Below are 19,775 nucleotides of genomic sequence, written 5' to 3'. Positions count from 1 at the left end.
GTAGTAAAAGATAGGTGAGCCAGCTGTTCATCAGTCGGCTCACCTATCTAACAATTTCTCTTATGTCGTTACGTTTTCTCCGTCACATAAATGATCCACAGATGCCATTCTACTTTCATGTCTTATATGTAAAGAGAACGACCTTTAGCATGCTATGTTAGACACTCTGCTTGCTGAAATCGCGCTGAGCTCCTCTATAGCTGCCCATTAAGTTTTGATATCCAGGAAGATGACTAGAAATTAAATTGCCAAAACCTTCAACGTCGTTGCGCCAGTCACGCTGCAGCTCGCACGCTACGCTAAACCAGTTCATAAGCTGTGCGCCGCCGTGAGCCATACGCGTTAATGCTGCATCGGCTACTTGCTTATTAAACGTCCCTGAAGCGTCTGTCACAACAAACACTTCGTAGCCTGCTTTAATGGCAGAAAGCGCAGGAAAAGCAACGCAGACGTCTGTAACTACACCCGCGATGATAAGCTGTTTTTTGCCCGTTGCTTTAATGGCTTTAACAAAGTCTTCGTTATCCCATGCGTTAATTTGTCCAGGACGAGCTATTTTTGTCGCATCAGGAAACAAATCAACGAGTTCTTGCATGAGCGGGCCGTTGGGTCCATTTTCAAAGCTAGTTGTTAAAATAACCGGTAAATCAAAGAATTTAGCTGTATCACCAAGAGCCAATACGTTGTTTTTAAATTCATCAACCCCATAGTCACGTACAAGGCCAGAAATAAGGCCCGTTTGGTGGTCAACTAAAAGCACGGCAGCATCATCTTTTGAAAGGCGAGAGTAAAGATCAGACATTTTATAATCCTCCTTAAATTAAGGCAAGTAAGGATACACGTACCTCTTCCATTCCTTACAAGCGGTCTATAATTTGAACGGTTTTTTGGATTTCATTTATGATCTATTAGGTAAAATATATAAAGAAAAGCTATTTCTGAGGTGAAGGTTCGTGAGGTGTGTTCTCTTTCTTAATCTAGGACAGGAACAGGCGCTTGATCAATCCAATGAACGAACTGCTGTAGGTAGCGCTGAAGATAACGTTTTGTTGATTCATCGGTTAGTACTTTTTGTTGAGCATCAATTTTTTCATGAACTTGCGAAATCAGCATTTTTTGAAATGGTAAAACGTTGACTTGCATAGCTTCCAGTACTTCTCTCGTTTGCATTTGAGCAAAAGCCGTACCGAAGCCTCCTGGAGTTGCTCCAATGAGACCAACCGGTTTTCTGTTTAAAACAGAAGAAGTCCGAGGTCTTGATGCCCAGTCTAAGGCATTTTTTAACACTCCTGGAATTCCGGAGTTGTACTCTGGACTTACAATGATAACACCGTCAACATCTTGAATCGCAGCTCTAAAAGATGCGACAGATTCTGGTGATCCGTCAGCTTCTAAGTCTTCATTAAAAAAAGGCAGGCTGCTTATTTCAATCCAGCGATATTGAGCTGAGTCATCTAATGTAGTCAATGACTCAGCGATCATTCGGTTATACGAATTCTTTCGTAAACTTCCACAAATAAGACCAATAGTTTTTGTCATCTATTCACCTCCTTACTTGGAATTAATTTCATATTACCACGGTGTTTCAAATATAGATATTAGTTTTATATATAGATAAATTAATTCCTTCTTTGTACCTAATGTAGGGTTGAACTAGCGTTTTACTATTACTAAAAGAATTTTTTTAGTGAAATTCAGTCTAATTCTCTCACTTCAAAAGGAATCAAAGCTCTTTCAATTTGATCTCGATGGGTTTCGTACTGTTCAGGCAGCATGAGCTTTTCTCCCATTGTTTCATGTGATTCATCATGCGCAAAGCCTGGAGGGTCTGTTGCAATTTCAAATAGAATTTCTCCGTGTTCTTTAAAGTAAATCGCATTAAAGTAATTCCGATCTCGAACAGCCGTCACTCCGTATCCGCTATCGGCTACGTATTTCTGCCATTCCAACTGATCTTCATCATCTTTTGCTCCCATGCAATATGGTGAACCGTTCCAACGCCCATTTGCCCACGTCCAATGGTTGTTAATTTTAAATCAATCACATTTCCGATGTCAGCTGATGATTGAAAACGTATAAAATCTCCTTCTTGCCCTACTTTTTTTAGCCCCATTACATCTTCTAATAATTGAGCTGTTTCATGAGGCTTAACAGATAGTAACGTAGCGCCTCCGAATCCTTTAATAGCAACATCCGAACTAATTCCACCAACTTGCCACGTATTTTTTTCTCCTTCTTCTCTTTCAACAATCTCTAGATGTAAACCATGAGGGTCGTCAAACTCTAAATACTGTTCTCCAAACCGCTCCATCTTTGTAGCTGGAACCCTAAACTTAGCTAATCGCTTTTCCCAAAAGTCCATCGCACCTTTTGGAACCACATAGGAAGTTACGCCAACTTGCCCGTCACCTATTTTTCCTTGTCGTGCATTTGCCCACGGGAAGAATGTGATAATCGTTCCAGGGTTTCCGCCTTCATTCCCAAAGTAAAGGTGATACGTTCCTGGATCATCAAAGTTTACCGTTTGTTTGACCAAGCGTAGCCCTAACACGCCCGCATAGAAATCAACATTTTCTTGAGGATGACCTACAATGGCCGTGATATGATGAATACCCGCTGTTTTTTTACTCATTACTACCATCTCCTTCGATACATTTTTCGTCATATGCTTTCTTATCCCTCTTAAAATTACAACTATTTATCGTAAATATCTCGAATTCGAGATATTAATCAAAAAAATAAAAGCGTCTTTCTTATTTCAATCCATTTCTCTTTTAGAAAATAAAAGTATCTAGTGCATAATAACCTGGTCCTGCAATTGCTACACCGATTGCTACAACTAAAAGCGTAAGGTTATATTCATACCCATTTTGTGTGGCCCAGTATCCATTCGGACCGTGTACTTTCACAATCGCCATGACCATTGTTCCTGCAATCAAAAGCCCTCCAAGCGGTGTAAGAAGTCCTGCAGCAAATAAAGCTCCGCCTACTAGCTCTGATAATCCAGCCATTAACGCCATTCTAACACCTGGCTTCATTCCGATGGATTCAAACCAGCCTCCCGTTCCTTTTAAGCCGTGGCCGCCAAACCATCCAAATAATTTCTGAGTTCCATGTGCCATAAAAGATAATCCAATGACTAAACGTATTAACAATAAACCAATACTCACCATTTTTTATTCCTCCTATTTTTTCATCAATTTAAAATCTCGAATTAAAATATCTTGAATTAAGGATAATTATAAAATCATATGGTTCCACTGTCAATATAAATTTTTATATTTTTTTGTAGCTAGTTGAAACGCTTAACGACGTATTAAAAACATATTCATGATTTTATATGGATATGAGCGTGGGAACAGAAAATATAATGGGTGGACTTTGCTGTTTCTTAATCATATTAAAAAAGTAAGCAATGATATAAAGTCATCAGGATGAGTAGCGGGAGCATTGCAAAGCGTATCGCGTATGACCCAAGTTCTAAAAATAATTAAGCAAGGTTTATTTACTTTTCTGTGAAATATAAAAGTAATATCACTTATTCATACAAAAATGCACCCTACAAATGTAGCAGGATGCATTTCACTCAGTTTTCTGTATCTTTATTATTTTTTCTGCTGAAAAGTTCCTTAACACACTCAAATGATTAGAAAATATTCAGCAGTTTCTATTGGTCCAATTCCTTCAAGTACATAACTTGAAAATACCTCTAAATTTTAATAATAGGCAGCTGAAATAATAAGAAATTAGTTTAGCTGAATACTTCTGATGACTCTAAAATAGCCATAACGCTTTGTACGGATTCGATTGAACGTTTTAACCCTTCATTTTCCTTTTCCGTTAAAGGAAGTTCAATGATATGTTCAATTCCATCTCCTCCTAGGATTGTAGGTACACCCAGGTAAAGATTATTACAGCCATATTCACCTTCTAGATAAGCTACGGAAGGCAGAATTCGCTTCTTATCCTTTAGAATCGCTTCTGCCATTTGAACCATAGAAGCAGCAGGAGCATAATAGGCACTTCCATTTCCAAGCAGGTTAACGATTTCTCCTCCACCTTTGCGCGTTCGCTCTACGATAGCTTCTATTCGTTCAGGTGAAATGATTTTTTCAAGTGGAATTCCTCCAGCATACGAATAACGGACTAATGGCACCATATCGTCTCCGTGTCCGCCTAAAACAAACCCTGATACATCTTCAACAGAGATATTTAATTCTTGAGCAACAAATGTATTAAAGCGGGCTGTATCTAATACACCAGATTGGCCTATTACTCTATTTTTAGGGAACCCGGTGGTTTTATAGCAAACGTAGGTCATTGCATCAACTGGATTACTTAATACAATAATATAACTGTTTGGTGCATGCTTTTTTACATTTTCCGATACTTCTTTCATAATTTTCGCGTTTGTTGAGACTAGGTCATCACGGCTCATTCCCGGTTTTCTTGGAAGTCCTGCAGTAATTAATACTAAATCTGCATCCTGAATGTCCTCATAGCTAGATGTTCCCTTAATATTAGCGTCAAATCCTTGGACCGGGCTTGCCTCTAACATATCAAGTGCTTTTCCTTTAGTCGGGTTAGTCTGGGAAGGAATATCAACTAACACTACGTCTCCAAGTTCTTTTTGTGCCATCATTAATGCTGCTGTGGCCCCTGTAAAACCCGCTCCAATTACAGCTATTTTTTTACGCTTAAATGCCATGATTTATCCCCCATTCCTCGTCGTTTATATGTATGCTATTCAACTTTTTGATCTTCTTCTACAGCAGCAGAATCTGCTTTTGCTTTATATTGAATACTGGATTTTGTTTTAGCAGCAGATGATTTTTTAGTCGCTTTATTGTCTTTAGGTGTCTCCTTTGACTGCGATTCTTTATTTTCATCTTTTAATAGGCTATTTCCAACCTCTTCATCAGGATGGGGAATTACATGCGCTGACACTAATTCTCCAACGCGAGCCGCTTCTTCTTTTCCCATATCTACAGCTGCTTGTACTGCACTAACATCACCTTCAACTAACACTGTTACAAGGGCTGCATCCACTTTTTCTTGCTTCACTAAACGGACATCAGCTGATTTTAACATCGCATCCGCTGCGACAATTGAACCTATTAAGCCTCTTGTTTCAATCATACCAAGAGCTTTAGCCATTCTCTCCACCTCTTTCTATATCAACAGAATCTATAATCCCGATAATAATTGCATCAATGGGTAATGGAGTGTCGGATGCCATATGTGCTGCGGCACTTCCTTGAGTAACCATTACCTTATCACCAATCCCGGCTCCAATACGATCGACTGCAATAAAAGAAGAGTCGTTATTCGATTTATTTAAAAGTTCAGGTTGAACAACTAAAAACTTTAAACCGCGTAAGTTATCTTCTTTTCTTGTTGCCCAGACGTTGCCAATTACTGTCCCTATTTTCATAAAACATCCGCTCCCTCTACGTCTATCACGCAAATTTCTTTTCCTAATTCTCTTGCTGTATCGCGCGCTAAAGGAGTGATAATCGTTTTAGGTGAAACAGTAATTTTTTCTTCTTCTACTAATTTCACATGTCTTTGGGTTAGCACTCGTTCTGTAAATGATAAAGAGTGTCTGTTTAAGCCTGATTGCAAAAATCTCTCAAATGATTGGATTTTTACCCCAAAGCTTTCTAATGTATTTTTATAAGCGATTAAATGTGCTGCATATTTGTTGTTTACTGGTTTTTTTTGATTACTGGACAGCAAAACGCTTCCTAAAGTTACAGAAGGAATGAGTGAAACAGAAATTCCTTCTAGCAAAGCCTCAGCCAAAAGATAACTTTCTAGTGTATCTGTCATACCAAGAGCCCCTTTTACTAGCAGGTCCTGCTTTGCTTCTGCAAATAAAATACCTTGTATATCTTTTGGAAGGTTTTCTTTTTGGTCATCGCCATAAACCAGTGTCCAGCTTGTTTCTAACTTTTTGATTTGAATTGGATCAATTTCCGCTGACTCTTTCACAATCAGCAGCTTTGGCTTTACGTTTAGGGGCTGCTTGTCTGATTTATCTAATCGTTTTAAAACTTCTACTACAATTTGTTCAATCAGAGCATGATTGTTCATAAAGCTTCCTCGTATAGAGAAAGAATCCCTGTAGCTCCGGTAGAAATTAGCCCAGCATTCGCTTCATCTGTATCAATATGCATTTCAAGCTTAAACTTTGGCGAAACTCGAATTAATACACGTTCGAGCGTAGTAGGTCTTTCTCCTTGAGAGGTAATGCGAACACACTGACCATTTTTCACACCATAAGCTTCAGCATCACCCGGCGTCATATGAATATGAGCTCGTGCAATGATTAAGCCTTCTTTCTTGTAAATGCTGCTCTTTGGTCCAACTAATGTAATCGCTTCCGAATTCTTTATATCTCCAGATTCACGTAGTGGAGGAACAGAACCAAGTTTAATTGAATCTGTTTTACTGACCTCTACTTGAGTTATACTCCTTGCTGGACCAAGGACTCGCACCTTTTCGATGCTTCCTTTAGGTCCCACAATAGTAACTGTTTCATTAGCTGCAAATTGCCCAGGCTGAGACAGGTCTGATTTTTTTGTTAGCTCATACCCTGCTCCAAAAAGAGCTTCTACATCTTCTATACTTAAGTGACAGTGTCTAGCAGATACAGCCATTGGGACTGTATTGCTTTGCTTGGCTGTTTGACTTAACTGCTGAACAACCTCTGCTACAATCGATTGAATGGCCTGCTTATTCATGCGCTATGCTCCTAACTTTTTAAGCTTATAGTTCACTATCAATTTTTGGTAAAATACTTTCTAATTCATTGTGTGGGCGTGGGATAACGTGAACGGAAATAAGTTCTCCAACGCGCTGTGCAGCTGCCGCACCAGAATCTGTTGCTGCTTTTACCGCGCCTACGTCACCGCGTACTAAAACCGTTACAATTCCTCCACCTACGTGAACTTTACCAACTAAATGTACGTTTGCTGCTTTTACCATTGCGTCTGCTGCCTCTACTGATGCTACTAATCCTTTTGTTTCAATCATGCCTAATGCTGTTAGTTCTCTTGCCATTTTTAATTCCCCCTAATTAGTTTGTTTGATATTTTTGAAGTGCTTGATTAACCATTTCAGCAATTGCTGCCGAATCAATTGGTCCCTGTGGTTTTAAATGATTCATAACTTCGTTGACAATTTCCTGTACGTCTTGATGATCTTTTGTATCTGACGAAGCAGAGGTAAAAGATACGGATGGTTTCGGAATTGTCACCTCTTTTGTACCATAAGCCATTCGCTTAATATTTAATAAATGTCGAGCGGTCACATTGTCTGATGTAATGTTACCTCCGAACGAACCGCATCCTAATGTAAAGGAAGGCTTAAGTCCAGTGGTACCACCCACGGCTCCAACTGACGAGAGTGTGTTAACCATCAGTCTTGAGACGGGCATTTCAAGAGCAAACGTTTTAGCTACAGCATCATCGTTTGTATGAAGTGATAAGCTGTGACCTCTTCCTCCAAGATTTAATAAACTTAAACATAATTCCCTTGCTTGTTCGTCGTTCTTAGCTGTATACAATGGGAAGATAGGTGCTAGCTTTTCAATCGAAAATGGTACATCCTTGGCCACCCTTGTTTCTTCAGCAACTAAGATGCGTGTATCAGAAGGTACTGTAATACCTGCCATTTCAGCAATTTTCACAGCACTTTGACCAACAATATTTGGATTAAGCTTCTTTGGAATCGGTGAAATCACTTTTTCCATCTTGGCTTTCTCTTCTGAATTTAAAAAGTAGGCTCCATTATTCTTTAATTCTCTAATAGCCATTTGTTGAATATTAAGATCGACAACAATCGATTGCTCGGTTGCACAGATCGTGCCGTTGTCGAACGTTTTGCTATCGACAATCATTTTTACTGCTTGGTCAACCTTCGCAGTCTTTTCAATATATACAGGTACATTTCCTGGACCTACACCATAAGCTGGTTTCCCAGAACTATACGCTGCGCGAACGAGACCACTTCCACCTGTTGCTAAAATTAAGTTCACATCTTTATGCTTCATTAATTCATTGGTTGCTGCCATAGAAGGATTAGAAATCCAACCAATAATCCCTTCTGGAGCTCCTGCTTCAACTGCTGCACGGGAACAAATTTTAAGTGCTTCTACTGTACAGTTCATTGCCCGAGGATGAGGGCTGACCACTAGAGCATTTCTAGTTTTTAAACTAATTAATGTCTTGAAGATAGCCGTTGAAGTGGGGTTAGTTGTAGGAATAATTCCAGCAACAACTCCAAAAGGAGAGGCGACTTCTAGCACTTTGTTCGCTCTATCTTCGTGAACAATCCCTACTGTTTTTTCATTTTTAATTGATTCATAAACAGCTCTAGATCCTACCTCATTTTTGATTTTCTTATGTTCTACAACACCCATTCGCGTTTCTTCCACTGCCATTTTCGCTAATTCTAATGCTTTAGAATAGGCTGCTTCGGCAACTCGTTCAACAATGCGATCTACTTGTTCTTGTGAAAAATTCAAGTATGCCTGCTGTGCGGCTTTTGCCTTTTCCACTGCATCCCGCATCTCTTGTAAAGATTGAAGATCTTGATCAAACTGCATATCCAACAACTCCTTTCTACTGTCTATAAGCTTTTTAGTAATGAACTGGATTTCTTGCAATGTCTAAAATAGCCTGGCGAAACGCATCAGCAGCTGCTTGACAGGCTGATTGAGATCCTGTTAAAAACCCACCGCCAAAATTTGTTTCAGAAGGAGGGCCAAAAAATTTCACAAGTTCTACATCAGCTGCTTTAAGCGCTACATCAAGTCCATACATAGCCTCTAGTGGAGGGGCAATTAAATAAGCTAGTGGTTCGCCAATATCGATTCCTGCTTCTTTAGAAAGATAAGAACCTGTTCTTGCCACCACATGTGCATACAGCGCGTGATTTTTCTCTTCATCTAACGCTTCAAAATAGGCATCTGATTCTGTCACTTGTAAAACAGCATCAATGCCAGCTTTAACTTCATCTGGACTCGGACCCGCTAATACCCCAATCATTTCACCTGATAGCGGACCTGACGCATGGGCAGCGCCAGCATAAAAGGAACGGGCATAAGCTACCTCAACGTCTGCTCTTTTAGTGGCTTCATCTAAAGCTGTATAGCCTACGTCATCGATACTTGATGTAAACATGGCTAAACTTCTATGGTAAGGCTGCAAGTTAAACTGTTGAACTAAGGCGTCATCCACATTTGGAATCACACGAACAGCTAAAATGTCAGCATGGATACGTGTTAAAGCCACTCTTATTCACCTCTATTGTTCTTTTTGAACAAGCGATACTCCGCTAGCTTCATATTTTAAAATTTTTTGAACCAATGTACCGAGATAAGCACCCGCTTCAACTGGAGGAATACCGCCTTTATGAATATTGGAAACCACCATTCTCTCAGCTTCGATCATTCCTTTTTTCGGTTCATAGCATAAATAGGCACTTAAAGATTCTGCGCTTATAAGTCCCGGGCGTTCTCCAATCAAAAGTACCACCACTTTTGGCGTCAGAAGTTCACCAATGTCGTCCATTACAGCAACTCGACCTTTTTCTATGTAAAACGGAACGCCTACATCTAAACCTGCGCTTTTTAAGGACTGTTGAAGAGATAGGTAAACATCTTCGACATTTTCTTCAATGGACTTGGAGCTTAAACCATCAGAAACAATAATTTGAACAGTTGGTGATTTGGTACATCTCTCTTGAATGCACTTTTTTGCTTCGTCTGATAGCTTTCGTCCATAATCCGGCCGGCGAATGTATACTTCTTTATCCGTTACCTGAGTATTTACTTTAAATAAATTCAGCCGTTTTAAAAGGTCATCGTTCACATTGCCATACACAGCGTCAACGGCTGCTGCATGGTCATAGCGGAATTTCAGCCATGTTTCTGTCCGCGGACGTAAACCTGCTCTGCCAATCCCGATTCGGGCAGGTGTTTTCTGAATCAATGTATCTAATTCTTCTTGATTCACTGGATTTTTAATACCCGGAACCTGCTGCTTTGGTTCAACGTTCTCTTCCTGCTGAATAGGCATTTTACTTTCAGGCAGAGATGTTGAATCATTTTCTTGAATATTCGGAAATTTAATTAATTCCTTTGCCGACTCTTCTTCTATCACTTCAGCTAGAGGTTCATTAATTACCTTCGTATTGGCGTTGGATGTATGAGCCCAAAAAGCTACGCTGCTTTGACGTTCGTCAGTGGGAGAACTTTGTTCGAAACTAGATTGTTTTTCTAGCTTTTCAACAATGGATCGTGTAATTTTTTCAATCAATTCAGGATTCATCCTCTTTATCACCTACCTTGTAAAAATACTTGGATCTCCTGCGTATTTACTTAATTTCCCTTGTTCAAAAATCCCCATTTTCTCAAGCCATTCTGCAAATAAAGGAGAAGGCTGTTTCCCCATCGTTTGCCTCAAAGTCGCTACATCGTGGTAGCTCATTGATTGGTAGTTAAGCATACAATCATCACCCATTGGTGTTGCGATAATAAAATTAACGCCTGCAGCTGTTAGCAATACACCTAGATCTTCAATATCATTTTGATCTGCTTTGATATGATTGGTGTAACAAATATCTACACCCATCGGAATTCCATGCATCTTTGCCATAAAATGATCTTCTAAGCCTGCGCGAATAACTTGTTTATTGTTATATAAGTACTCCGGTCCAATAAAGCCGACCACGGTATTTACAATGTAAGGGTCATAATGACGTGCAAATCCATAGTTACGCGACTCTAACGTTAGCTGATCCATTCCAAAGTGCGCTTCAGCTGATAGCTCAGAACCTTGTCCTGTTTCAAAATATAAGCGCTGAGGCCCTGTTCCTGTTCCATGACTTTTAGCTAATTGATTCGCCTCTTCTAATAAGGCAGCGCTGATTCCAAATGAGCGGTTAGCTGCTTCTGTTCCCGCAATACTTTGAAAAATCATATCCGCTGGTGCTCCTTGTTCAATGGCTTTCATCTGAGTCGTAACATGAGCTAAGACACAGTTTTGAGTTGGAATCTCCCAATCATTCATAAAATTTTTTGTGGCGTGGAGCAGCCTTTTTACACTTTCAACTGAGTCATCTACAGGATTAATACCAATAACCGCGTCTCCAATTCCGTAAGACAGCCCTTCTTTTAAAGAAGCAATCATTCCTTCTACATTGTCTGTAGGATGATTAGGCTGCAGTCTAGAAGCTAAGACCCCTTTTTGGCCAATAGTAATATTACATTTTGTTAAAATCTCCATCTTATTCGCTGCGTGAACTAAATCAAGATTTGACATTAGCTTTGCTACTGCAGCAATAATTTCACTATTTAACCCTCGACTAATCCTCTTTAAATCCTCACCCGTTGTTTCATCACTTAAGATATACTCTCTAAGCTCTGCTATGGACCAATTTTTCATTGTTTGATAGATAGGTTCATTTACTTGACTCTCAATAATTTGAGATACTTCGTCTTCTTCAGGTGAGATCATTGGGTTTTCGCGAATATCAGCAAGTGTTAATTCGCTAAGCACCTCTTTTGCTGCAATTCTTTCTTGAACGGTTTCTGCAGCTAAACCTGCCAGCCGGTCACCAGACTTTTCTTCATTTGCCTTAGCAAACAAATCTTTCAAATCAGAAAATTGATAAACAGCACCTAAATAATGTGTATGTAACTTCACCAATGAAGCCCCCTTTCTTATGAGTGGAACGTAAGGGTTTTGACTACTACCGGTACTACGCTTGTTTGTAGCAATTGGCCAATATCTAAGTAGTCACCGTGTTCCACCTTAATTTGATCAATACAAATAATGCTTTGCGAAGAATCTTGAGCAACAAGCGTTTGGCCCAATACCTTGGCATGATCGCTCTCAAGAACAATAATGAGCGGCTGATCTCTTTTGTTTTTTTGTTTCACCGCTTCTAGCAGACCTTTTGCTAATTGTTGAATATCTCGAAATCCTACGTACGGAAGCCCAGATAAGTACAAGGCAAAATTTTGTCCCTCCTGCTGCGGGTCATGTATCTCAATTGCATCTTTTACAGCATCCTTTAAGTGATGAACACTTTTTTGAAACCCATCCTTAAAAGAAATTTGATAAACAGGTACATTTCGTACAGGTAAATCTTTGGTTTCTACTTGAATCGTGGCTCCACTGATTTCAGTCGTTTGTGTACCAGCACCAAGAACGGTTGCGCGAACGGTTTCATCAGGCTGAATCCATGACCATTTCTTTAAACTCTGATTACCCCTTAAAGAGTCCGCAAGCATCATTCCTATGTCGTGGTAAGGAGCTTTTTCAAAACCTTTAGATTCATATTGATAGAGGCACTCACTGATTCCACCAGAAAACATAATGACATCGATTTCTTCTTTCCAATTCGGTTCATGACCTAAAAGCAGTACCTTGTCTTCTGCTATCATGGTACGTGTTAGCATTCTACTAATCAGATCGGCCATATAATTTGTTATATTCTTTATCTCTTTTTCCACCATTACATCACCTGTTGCAAGAGTACTATTCCACTCTCTTAATAGGTTTCTAACAGGTGGCGAAATGCTGCTGATTTTATCTTCCGAAAACTCTATCAGCCTGCCTCCTATGTGCAGTGTGCAGGTTCCACACAGCCTTCCCATTCGATAAACTGCTACATTAGCTGTTCCCCCGCCAATATCTACATTGGCAATAGTTTTGCTCATTTTTTTAGAATATTGATAAGCTCCTGATCCTTTTGCTGCAATAATTCCCTCTAAATCAGGACCCGCAGTTGCAACTAAAAACTCCCCCGCATGATTTGATAGATGGTGAATCATTTCCTCGGCATTTTGCTTAGTTGCTGTTTCACCTGTAATAATCACGGCACCTGTTTTAATATCTTCGGAACCAACGTTTGCTTTATCATACTCATTTCTAACAAGCTTCTCTATTGCTTCAATATCGATTGTTGTTGATGTGAGAAGTGGTGTTCGATAAATCGGGCTGCGATGAATAACTTCTTTATCAATAATCTCAATACGCGGCAAGTGTGTTCCTCCTGCCATATTCATCAGAGAAAATTTGCTTAACACAATTTTGGTTGTGCTTGTTCCTATATCAATTCCTGCGCTGATAATCTCCTCTTTTAGAGGTTCGTATTGTTTCATATCCCTCCACCTCATTAACCTTCAATCAGCAAAAGGTTTTATATCACTGATTGCTCATTAGTCGTGTTTTAGTCAAATAAAAAAGGCACCTCATACGAGCTATCTTCTAAAAGATAGCTGTATAAGGCGCCTTTGCCCGTATTTTTTTGTATATTTAGAATATAACTGATTTTTTATAAATTGTAAAGGCTTTCATTAGAAAATAATATATTTCGATTTCCAGTTATCAGTATACTGTTTCATCTCTTGTAGAGACTGACACTGTACCAAAGCTCGAACCTCTTCAAGCCCTTCTTTGTTGCGGGAAGAAGTAACAACAATAGGACCATTTACAACTACTTGCCTTGCTTTTTTAATCGCTAAGCTCACATCAGCATCTTTTGCATCACTTTTTGTAATGACCCCAATAGCTAACTTATTAATGCCTGTACTAAAATTAGGCGGAAAGACTGTCTTTTTCTTGGTGGCGTCCTGCAAATATAACACATGTGTAACTTCAAGAGCGGTTGCCATAATATTTTTATAAAAAAAAGGATTTTCAACATATTCTCCAGGTGTATCAACGATCCAATCATAATAGATTAAAGCTTGTGTTTTAACTGCCTCTACCGGCTTTCCAAGCAGAGCATTTGTTAATGTCGATTTGCCGGCACCAATTGAACCAATGAGCATGGCTCTATTTTTTTTATGCATAATTCTTCCCTCCTATACTATTAGGATTTTGTAATAATTGAAGGCGTGTACCCTAATGTTTCGGAGAGAAAACGATTAATTTCTCTCATTGCCATATCTACTTCTGAAACGCTTCCCACAATAACAAGGCTTCCTGTAAAACGATCTAAAAAACCTAATTGAACATGTGCAGCTTTTGTAGCCAAATCACCGGCAATGATAACCGTCTCGCTTGGAGTTAATGTTAGAATGCCTAGAGCTCCTTCTTGCTGTATACCTAATTTTTCAAACATATCCGGATCTGGATTTGCAATTAAATGGCTCAATGTAATTTGTTTTCCCGGCACAAACTCTTGAATAAAACGCTTTTTTTCTTCACTCATAAAAAATTACCTCTCCCTTATCGTATAAATTCTATACAATGCTTACATCACTTGTGTCTTACTGCTTTTTTCTTCTACCTTTTCATTTTCTTCAGCTGCTGAACTTAAGTACTCGTCTTTTCCAATAATGCCTGCTTCGCGATCCTTCTTTTCTAGCTCTAAGGCTTTTGGAACAGATAGCCAATATGCTAAACCAATGCCTATTACACCTGCAGAGAACTTCCCGATAATAACTGGAAGAATTAATGTCGGTTGGAAATTGGCTGTAAAAGACAAATGATCTCCTAATAAGAATGCCGAGCAAACTGCAAACGAAATATTAATAACTTTGTCTTTTGGAGGCATGCTGCGAATAAGCTTAAACATCGCTAAAATATTAGCAATTGTAGCTAAAATACCTGCACTGCCTTCTTTACTTAATCCAAGTTTTTTCCCTACAGCTTCAAGCGGCTTTCCTGCATATTTTTGAAGCAAATAAACCATAGGAAATGCACCAGCAAGCATGATGCCAATATAACCTGCTGTTTCTAGCGCACGGAATTGATCCGCTTTATCAGCCATGATCGGATGAAATCCCCAGCTTCCAAATAAATGAGAGAATAGGCCCGTAAAAATTTCAACAATGGAGAAAACAAGAACTAGCTTAATTCCGGCATCCATAATACGCCCAAACCACATAAATCCTTTAATCATTAAATCTGGCAAGAAATATAGTCCTACCGCTAATAGCACAACAAATAATAAAAGTGGAGATAAATTCAAAATAATTTTCAAATAACTTATCGTAAACTCGTATGTTGAATCACTTGTAGTGGAAATAATTTTACGCACATCAGAATTGGTTACCATAATTAAAACACTTGAAATAAAAGCCCCAATTGGAATCGTTAACACACCTGACATGACGCCGAGCGCCATATATTTGTGGTCGCGTTTATCAAGCATGGCCAGTCCTACTGGAATCGAGAATACAATGGTTGCTCCGGCCATAAATCCTACTATCATGGCCATGACCCATCCTTCATACGACTCTTTTAATACGTGTGCTAATTGATACCCTCCCATATCCGTTGCTAAGATAGAGGTTGCTGCGATAGCAGGATCTGCCCCAATAGCTGAGAAAAAAGGACCGCATACCGTACTAATAAACCACGAAAGATATGGAGTTGCAGCCATGATACCAGCCGCTGGTATAAAAATATACCCGATAGAATGCAACCCTTCCATGAATTGCTTTCCTAATCCTTCATCACTATTTCTAATCGCAGCAATAGCCCCACACACTGCACAAGTCATGATAATATAAATCACGATTTTCCCAATGATAACCACACCCAATTCCCCCTATATGATGATTTTTATTTAAATAGATAATAGTTTAACTATTTCTATCTATTTAAAGCGTATGAAGTAACTTGTTAAGAGCTTTGCTACTAGAGAAAGATTAAAATTGTTCCCTTAAAAAAGACAAAAAGGTGCCAGGTGGTTTTTTATCACTTAAAACCACTAAGCACCTTTGCTCAAACTATTTACTTGTACAGTGAGGTTAAGTTCCATATTTCTCAATGATGTGTTTTGCTAACTTCTCTAGTGTAACCTGCTTTTTCATGCTAATAGTCCGCATTTTTTTGAAAGCACGATCTTCTGTTAAATTATATTTATTCATTAAAATTCCTTTTGCTTTTTCAACGATTTTTCGTTTCTTCAGTTCATTATTCATTTCCTGAACTTTTTGCTCATACATTTTTGCATTTTCTGCTTGCTGTAGAGCGATTTCAACTGCTGGAATTAAATTTGATTCAGCTATCGGTTTTACTAAATAGCCTACTATATTCGCTTTTTTTGCTTTATCAATAAACTCCCTCTGGCTGTATGCTGTCAACAGCAGAATAGGAATATTATATTTATTTGAAATAATTTCACTTGCTTTTAGGCCATTTAACTTAGGCATTTTTATATCCATAATAATTAAATCTGGCTTTAGTGCAAAAGCTAATTCAACCGCTTTTTCACCATCTCCAGCTTCTCCTACTATTTCATAACCATTATCAGAGAGCATCATTGATAAATCTAGTCGTACAATTGACTCATCTTCAACAATCATAATTCGTTTAGTCACGGTGTCCGCCTCTTTCTAATGGGAACCTAGCTGATGCCATGGTGCCATTTGCAGTTCTCTCAATCGAAAATTGACCAGATAAATCGTGAGTGACCATCATGGTAACTATATCTAATCCTAAAGATGGTTTGGCTTTTTTTGAGTACCCAACACCATTATCTTTAATTGTAACCTCTATCTCACAGTTATTCTGTTGAAAAGAAACGTGAACCTTACCTTCTTCTCGCCCCTTAAACGCATGTTTCATACAGTTTTGAATGAGCTCATTAATAATTAATGCTATGGAGACAGCTTTATCCGACTCTGTAAAAAGCTGAGTGCCCGAATATTCAATTGAAATATTTTTATTTTCATCCGTAGAGCTATACACTAGCATATTACCAATTTTCTCAATCAAACTAAGAATATCTACATTGTCTACACTAGAGTTGGAAAGAATAATCTCGTACACAGAAGCGATACTTAAAATCCGGTTAAGACTCTCGACAAAATGAGCCTTGCTTTCTTCAGGAAGACCCCTTCTCATCTGAAGCCTTAATAAACTCGCAATAGTCTGTAAATTATTTTTGACGCGATGATGAATTTCTTGAATCATGACTGATTTGACAACAAGTTCTCTTTCTCGCTCTCTAAGTTCAGTCATATCTCGAAATGTAATAAAAGCACCATTCGTTGGGTTTTCTTGTTTTAAACTAACTTTTTTGACTTGAAACACCTTATTTAAAATAGTCACTTCGTGCATAAACAACTTTTCTGGATGATAAAATAACTCTTCTAAACAAGGGAAATATTCGATGATTTGATTCCCTATCTTACATTCTGAGGAACAAACTTCAGAAACCAAATTGAAAGCAGCAGAATTAAAATATAGAATGTTTAAATTAGGGTCAATAAAGAAAAGTGCCTCTCCAATAAACTCTGGAATAAGCGAAGCATTTTCTGTCATTTCCATTAAAATTTCGCTTAATGTATCATTTGTATTTGATAACGTTTTCATTTTTTCTTGACGTTCAACTACTTCACTAATATCTTTCTCCATAATCAATGTAGCAATTACACGATTATTAAATCCTTTAATAGGAACCACACTTTGTTCTACCGTTTTTCCTTCTTGTGTTAAGGCACGATTTAAAGACATCGGTTTTCCATTTCGCAGCGTGTAAAATACTGCTGGTTCAAACGCTTCGTACACAAATTTCCCTGCGACTGGACGTTCATAAACTGACGGTGCAGTTTCTGGTGCAGCTTCTGCCACTACAACTGCATGCTGTCCTTCTTTTGTTAAACAATCAATAAACACATTTGCTCGGTTTAAATCAGCAATAAGCGGCAAATTTTTAGCAACTTCATCAATCTTTTGGATATCGACTTCTGCTAAATTTGTATGAAGCCTGCATAAAGAATTTAAGGATAATGTATGAGTCATATGTAAACTCCTAGCTGCTTTTAAACATGTAAGCATCAAAATATTAGAATATAATAAATATTATATTTTTCTGAACTTTTTTTGTCAATGTCTCATTTTGATGGGAAAATATTTACCTTATGAAGGAAACCTTATTTCTTTTATGCCTTGTCACTTCTTTTTCTAAAGGTAAAAGTGGACGATCGTGGTCTATCTGCCAGTTGAATTCGCATAGATATAGCCCCTGGGCTTTAAAGCTTTTTACGTAAAAATTAGTATTCTGTTATTTTGTTAGTAATAGCTTATGATAGTGAGTTTTGGATTTTTTAAAAAGATAAAATCAACTACAGAGCTGCTTAATAAAATCAAGTAGCAAAGGGGCGTTTTAATACGATGTCAGTGTGGATAGGAATATGGATTACTATGTTTATTTCCATATTTCGGGGTACACACTCCAGATATAGGTTAAATAAGAAAAAGAAAGAAGCAGAGAAAAAAAGAGATCATACAGCACGATAGCAAACTGTATGATCTCTTTTTTTAGCCTTTTTTACATCTATATAGACGAATAAGGCTTTATTTTTACACGCGGGTAGGCACTTTGCAAAGCTACATCATAGTCTAACTCTTACCTCCGTACCATCAGTAGCTTTGACATCTACTAGTACCATCCCCTTATGTTTCTTCAGTTCCTTAACAATAGGCTTTAGCATGCTTTTATCTATTATCGGAAAAGTGAAATTCAGCCCTTTTCTTTTAAAATGTTCTTTTGTCCATTTATCCGTATGCTTCTGGATAAATTTTGAAAAAGCAACGCTAATAGCAATGTTTAAAAGAGCATATGGAACAGGGATGTTAAACCGGGCTTCTTTGGTTTTCACTTTTACATGAATCATAAGCGCACCATTACTCAATGATGACTGAAACGGTATCTCCGTTTGCCGATTTAATATCAACAATTTGACCATCTAACTCGTTTTCAATTGCTTCAACAATCAGGTTTATGTCTATATCTTTTACATATTTTTCTGATTGAGGAATACTTGCTGCGATGCTGTGTCCAGCCATTAATACCAGCTTGACAAGCTTTATCGGCAAATTAACCTTCACATTATCGTTTTCAGTTGACACAACTCGAATTTTTAACGTTTTATCTAAATACGAATTTGGTTTCTTCAAAAGCTTATTGCCTGTTTCTTCTTTTTCTTTTAATACTTGAATTAGTTCTGATCCCTTTTCTGCATCAATTTTTCCTTCTTGAACCATTGTTAACACTTTTGTAATTTCCTCTTTCACAAAAATCCCCTCCCTATTCTTCTTTTAAGAGCTTGATGGCTTCTTCTGCCGTAATTTCACCATTTTCTAGCATAGACACAACTTTTTTCTCGTCTACCTCATTTTTCTTCTTTTCTACATATCCAAGAGATGAAATGATGTCAGTAAGCTTGCCTCGAACGGTTGGATACGAAACTCCCAGTTCCTTTTCCACTTCTTTGATATTTCCTCTGCATGCTAAAAACACTTCTACAAATTGAAGCTGATCACTTGATAAGGATGCCAGCTTAGATAATTCAAACTCATTTTCAATCGTCGTGTGACAATGGGTGCACTGCAGCTTTGTAATTTTTAATGTTTCACTGCAGACAGGACAATTTGTAAGTACTTTATAAGCCATAATCAAATCCCCTTCTTTTAGTTAATTTGATTATATAACAAACAATTAAAAACAAAAACAATAAAATTTAATTATTTTAATAAAAAAATTAAAAATATCAATTCATTTTTTAAAAATGTTAATAATTCATTTTAAATCACACACAATGATAACTAATTGATATTTGGTAAATCAAATGCTTCAAATCAAAAAAAGTGAACACAGAATTAAATAAAAAAAAGTATGTAAGATAAAGTTTTCAATTCGTATGTAAGGCTTCAATCAAGGTAAAATTAATCTGTTCCAATTGCTCTTCTTTAATCTGTGTGTCAGGTAATCTCGAAACAGAATTTGGCTTGAACCCA

General features: G+C 37.9%; 22 protein-coding genes and 1 pseudogene. All 23 read right to left on the bottom strand.

Annotation, left to right across the window (positions count from 1 at the left end; all coding sequences use genetic code 11):
• Positions 1–157: 157 nt before the first annotated feature.
• Entirely contained in the window at positions 158–802 is a 645-nt protein-coding gene (gene ycaC / locus MMB68_RS23395; protein ID WP_277549390.1) for an isochorismate family cysteine hydrolase YcaC, read from the bottom strand.
• Positions 803–972: 170 nt separating this feature from the next.
• The gene (locus tag MMB68_RS23390; RefSeq protein WP_277549389.1) at positions 973–1,539 is read right to left on the bottom strand and encodes an NADPH-dependent FMN reductase; all 567 of its coding nucleotides are present in this window, start codon (positions 1,537–1,539) and stop codon (positions 973–975) included.
• A gap of 155 nt (positions 1,540–1,694) precedes the next feature.
• Positions 1,695–2,632, bottom strand: a pseudogene (locus MMB68_RS23385) (ring-cleaving dioxygenase).
• Positions 2,633–2,774: 142 nt separating this feature from the next.
• Entirely contained in the window at positions 2,775–3,173 is a 399-nt protein-coding gene (locus MMB68_RS23380; protein ID WP_277549388.1) for a DoxX family protein, read from the bottom strand.
• Positions 3,174–3,751: 578 nt separating this feature from the next.
• On the bottom strand, positions 3,752–4,708 hold the full coding sequence (gene mdh / locus MMB68_RS23375) for a malate dehydrogenase (protein WP_078082069.1): 957 nt from the start codon (positions 4,706–4,708) through the stop codon (positions 3,752–3,754).
• A gap of 35 nt (positions 4,709–4,743) precedes the next feature.
• Positions 4,744–5,157: a BMC domain-containing protein gene (locus MMB68_RS23370; RefSeq protein ID WP_013084349.1), complete on the bottom strand. Its 414-nt coding sequence runs from the start codon at positions 5,155–5,157 to the stop codon at positions 4,744–4,746.
• A complete protein-coding gene (locus MMB68_RS23365; protein WP_013058362.1) occupies positions 5,150–5,434 on the bottom strand; it encodes a EutN/CcmL family microcompartment protein in 285 nt (94 codons plus the stop codon). Before MMB68_RS23365 ends, MMB68_RS23370 begins: the two co-directional genes overlap by 8 nt.
• Positions 5,431–6,096 (bottom strand): hypothetical protein, encoded by a 666-nt coding sequence (locus MMB68_RS23360; protein ID WP_277549387.1) that lies wholly within the window; start codon positions 6,094–6,096, stop codon positions 5,431–5,433. The genes MMB68_RS23365 and MMB68_RS23360 overlap by 4 nt, the downstream gene beginning before the upstream one ends.
• Entirely contained in the window at positions 6,093–6,746 is a 654-nt protein-coding gene (locus tag MMB68_RS23355; RefSeq protein ID WP_264408358.1) for a phosphate propanoyltransferase, read from the bottom strand. The genes MMB68_RS23360 and MMB68_RS23355 overlap by 4 nt, the downstream gene beginning before the upstream one ends.
• Positions 6,747–6,771: 25 nt before the next feature.
• The gene (gene eutM, locus MMB68_RS23350) at positions 6,772–7,065 is read right to left on the bottom strand and encodes an ethanolamine utilization microcompartment protein EutM (RefSeq protein WP_013058365.1); all 294 of its coding nucleotides are present in this window, start codon (positions 7,063–7,065) and stop codon (positions 6,772–6,774) included.
• A gap of 16 nt (positions 7,066–7,081) precedes the next feature.
• Positions 7,082–8,611, bottom strand: coding sequence for an acetaldehyde dehydrogenase (acetylating) (locus MMB68_RS23345; RefSeq protein ID WP_277549386.1), 1,530 nt, complete (start codon positions 8,609–8,611; stop codon positions 7,082–7,084).
• Between the two features lie 34 nt (positions 8,612–8,645).
• Positions 8,646–9,299 carry an ethanolamine utilization microcompartment protein EutL gene (eutL, locus tag MMB68_RS23340; protein ID WP_264408362.1) on the bottom strand — a complete coding sequence of 218 codons (654 nt, stop codon included), beginning with the start codon at positions 9,297–9,299 and terminating at the stop codon, positions 8,646–8,648.
• Positions 9,300–9,311: 12 nt separating this feature from the next.
• Positions 9,312–10,337: an ethanolamine ammonia-lyase subunit EutC gene (eutC, locus tag MMB68_RS23335; protein WP_277447354.1), complete on the bottom strand. Its 1,026-nt coding sequence runs from the start codon at positions 10,335–10,337 to the stop codon at positions 9,312–9,314.
• Between the two features lie 12 nt (positions 10,338–10,349).
• Positions 10,350–11,714: an ethanolamine ammonia-lyase subunit EutB gene (locus MMB68_RS23330; RefSeq protein ID WP_277447353.1), complete on the bottom strand. Its 1,365-nt coding sequence runs from the start codon at positions 11,712–11,714 to the stop codon at positions 10,350–10,352.
• Positions 11,715–11,731: 17 nt separating this feature from the next.
• On the bottom strand, positions 11,732–13,177 hold the full coding sequence (locus MMB68_RS23325; protein ID WP_277549385.1) for an ethanolamine ammonia-lyase reactivating factor EutA: 1,446 nt from the start codon (positions 13,175–13,177) through the stop codon (positions 11,732–11,734).
• 195 nt (positions 13,178–13,372) lie between these two features.
• Positions 13,373–13,870, bottom strand: coding sequence for a EutP/PduV family microcompartment system protein (locus MMB68_RS23320; RefSeq protein ID WP_053487604.1), 498 nt, complete (start codon positions 13,868–13,870; stop codon positions 13,373–13,375).
• Positions 13,871–13,890: 20 nt separating this feature from the next.
• Entirely contained in the window at positions 13,891–14,232 is a 342-nt protein-coding gene (eutS, locus tag MMB68_RS23315) for an ethanolamine utilization microcompartment protein EutS (protein WP_013058372.1), read from the bottom strand.
• 42 nt (positions 14,233–14,274) lie between these two features.
• Positions 14,275–15,564: an ethanolamine utilization protein EutH gene (eutH, locus tag MMB68_RS23310; protein WP_116514438.1), complete on the bottom strand. Its 1,290-nt coding sequence runs from the start codon at positions 15,562–15,564 to the stop codon at positions 14,275–14,277.
• A 214-nt stretch (positions 15,565–15,778) separates the two neighbouring features.
• Positions 15,779–16,351: an ANTAR domain-containing response regulator gene (locus tag MMB68_RS23305; protein WP_192995004.1), complete on the bottom strand. Its 573-nt coding sequence runs from the start codon at positions 16,349–16,351 to the stop codon at positions 15,779–15,781.
• Positions 16,344–17,777, bottom strand: coding sequence for a sensor histidine kinase (locus MMB68_RS23300; protein ID WP_277549384.1), 1,434 nt, complete (start codon positions 17,775–17,777; stop codon positions 16,344–16,346). Before MMB68_RS23300 ends, MMB68_RS23305 begins: the two co-directional genes overlap by 8 nt.
• Before the next feature lie 593 nt (positions 17,778–18,370).
• Positions 18,371–18,652, bottom strand: a complete 282-nt coding sequence (locus MMB68_RS23295; protein ID WP_277549383.1) for a hypothetical protein — start codon at positions 18,650–18,652, stop codon at positions 18,371–18,373.
• A 10-nt stretch (positions 18,653–18,662) separates the two neighbouring features.
• On the bottom strand, positions 18,663–19,052 hold the full coding sequence (locus tag MMB68_RS23290) for an SHOCT-like domain-containing protein (protein WP_277549382.1): 390 nt from the start codon (positions 19,050–19,052) through the stop codon (positions 18,663–18,665).
• A gap of 13 nt (positions 19,053–19,065) precedes the next feature.
• Positions 19,066–19,431 carry a DUF2089 domain-containing protein gene (locus tag MMB68_RS23285; protein ID WP_277549381.1) on the bottom strand — a complete coding sequence of 122 codons (366 nt, stop codon included), beginning with the start codon at positions 19,429–19,431 and terminating at the stop codon, positions 19,066–19,068.
• Between the last annotated feature and the right edge of the window lie 344 nt (positions 19,432–19,775).

The sequence above is a fragment of the Priestia sp. Y58 genome, assembly GCF_029522095.1.
GTDB classification, from domain to species: Bacteria; Bacillota; Bacilli; order Bacillales; family Bacillaceae_H; genus Priestia; species Priestia megaterium_E.
The sequence above is the reverse complement of the archived record's forward strand: the minus strand, read 5'-3'. Positions and strand labels throughout refer to the sequence as shown.

Bases quoted from the DNA above. Each gene is read 5' to 3' on its own strand.
- ycaC (WP_277549390.1), bottom strand. From the start codon at position 802: ATGTCTGATCTTTACTCTCGCCTTTCAAAAGATGATGCTGCCGTGCTT.
- MMB68_RS23390 (WP_277549389.1), bottom strand. From the start codon at position 1,539: ATGACAAAAACTATTGGTCTTATTTGTGGAAGTTTACGAAAGAATTCG.
- MMB68_RS23380 (WP_277549388.1), bottom strand. From the start codon at position 3,173: ATGGTGAGTATTGGTTTATTGTTAATACGTTTAGTCATTGGATTATCT.
- mdh (WP_078082069.1), bottom strand. From the start codon at position 4,708: ATGGCATTTAAGCGTAAAAAAATAGCTGTAATTGGAGCGGGTTTTACA.
- MMB68_RS23370 (WP_013084349.1), bottom strand. From the start codon at position 5,157: ATGGCTAAAGCTCTTGGTATGATTGAAACAAGAGGCTTAATAGGTTCA.
- MMB68_RS23365 (WP_013058362.1), bottom strand. From the start codon at position 5,434: ATGAAAATAGGGACAGTAATTGGCAACGTCTGGGCAACAAGAAAAGAA.
- MMB68_RS23360 (WP_277549387.1), bottom strand. From the start codon at position 6,096: ATGAACAATCATGCTCTGATTGAACAAATTGTAGTAGAAGTTTTAAAA.
- MMB68_RS23355 (WP_264408358.1), bottom strand. From the start codon at position 6,746: ATGAATAAGCAGGCCATTCAATCGATTGTAGCAGAGGTTGTTCAGCAG.
- eutM (WP_013058365.1), bottom strand. From the start codon at position 7,065: ATGGCAAGAGAACTAACAGCATTAGGCATGATTGAAACAAAAGGATTA.
- MMB68_RS23345 (WP_277549386.1), bottom strand. From the start codon at position 8,611: ATGCAGTTTGATCAAGATCTTCAATCTTTACAAGAGATGCGGGATGCA.
- eutC (WP_277447354.1), bottom strand. From the start codon at position 10,337: ATGAATCCTGAATTGATTGAAAAAATTACACGATCCATTGTTGAAAAG.
- MMB68_RS23325 (WP_277549385.1), bottom strand. From the start codon at position 13,177: ATGAAACAATACGAACCTCTAAAAGAGGAGATTATCAGCGCAGGAATT.
- MMB68_RS23320 (WP_053487604.1), bottom strand. From the start codon at position 13,870: ATGCATAAAAAAAATAGAGCCATGCTCATTGGTTCAATTGGTGCCGGC.
- eutS (WP_013058372.1), bottom strand. From the start codon at position 14,232: ATGAGTGAAGAAAAAAAGCGTTTTATTCAAGAGTTTGTGCCGGGAAAA.
- MMB68_RS23300 (WP_277549384.1), bottom strand. From the start codon at position 17,777: ATGACTCATACATTATCCTTAAATTCTTTATGCAGGCTTCATACAAAT.
- MMB68_RS23295 (WP_277549383.1), bottom strand. From the start codon at position 18,652: ATGATTCATGTAAAAGTGAAAACCAAAGAAGCCCGGTTTAACATCCCT.
- MMB68_RS23285 (WP_277549381.1), bottom strand. From the start codon at position 19,431: ATGGCTTATAAAGTACTTACAAATTGTCCTGTCTGCAGTGAAACATTA.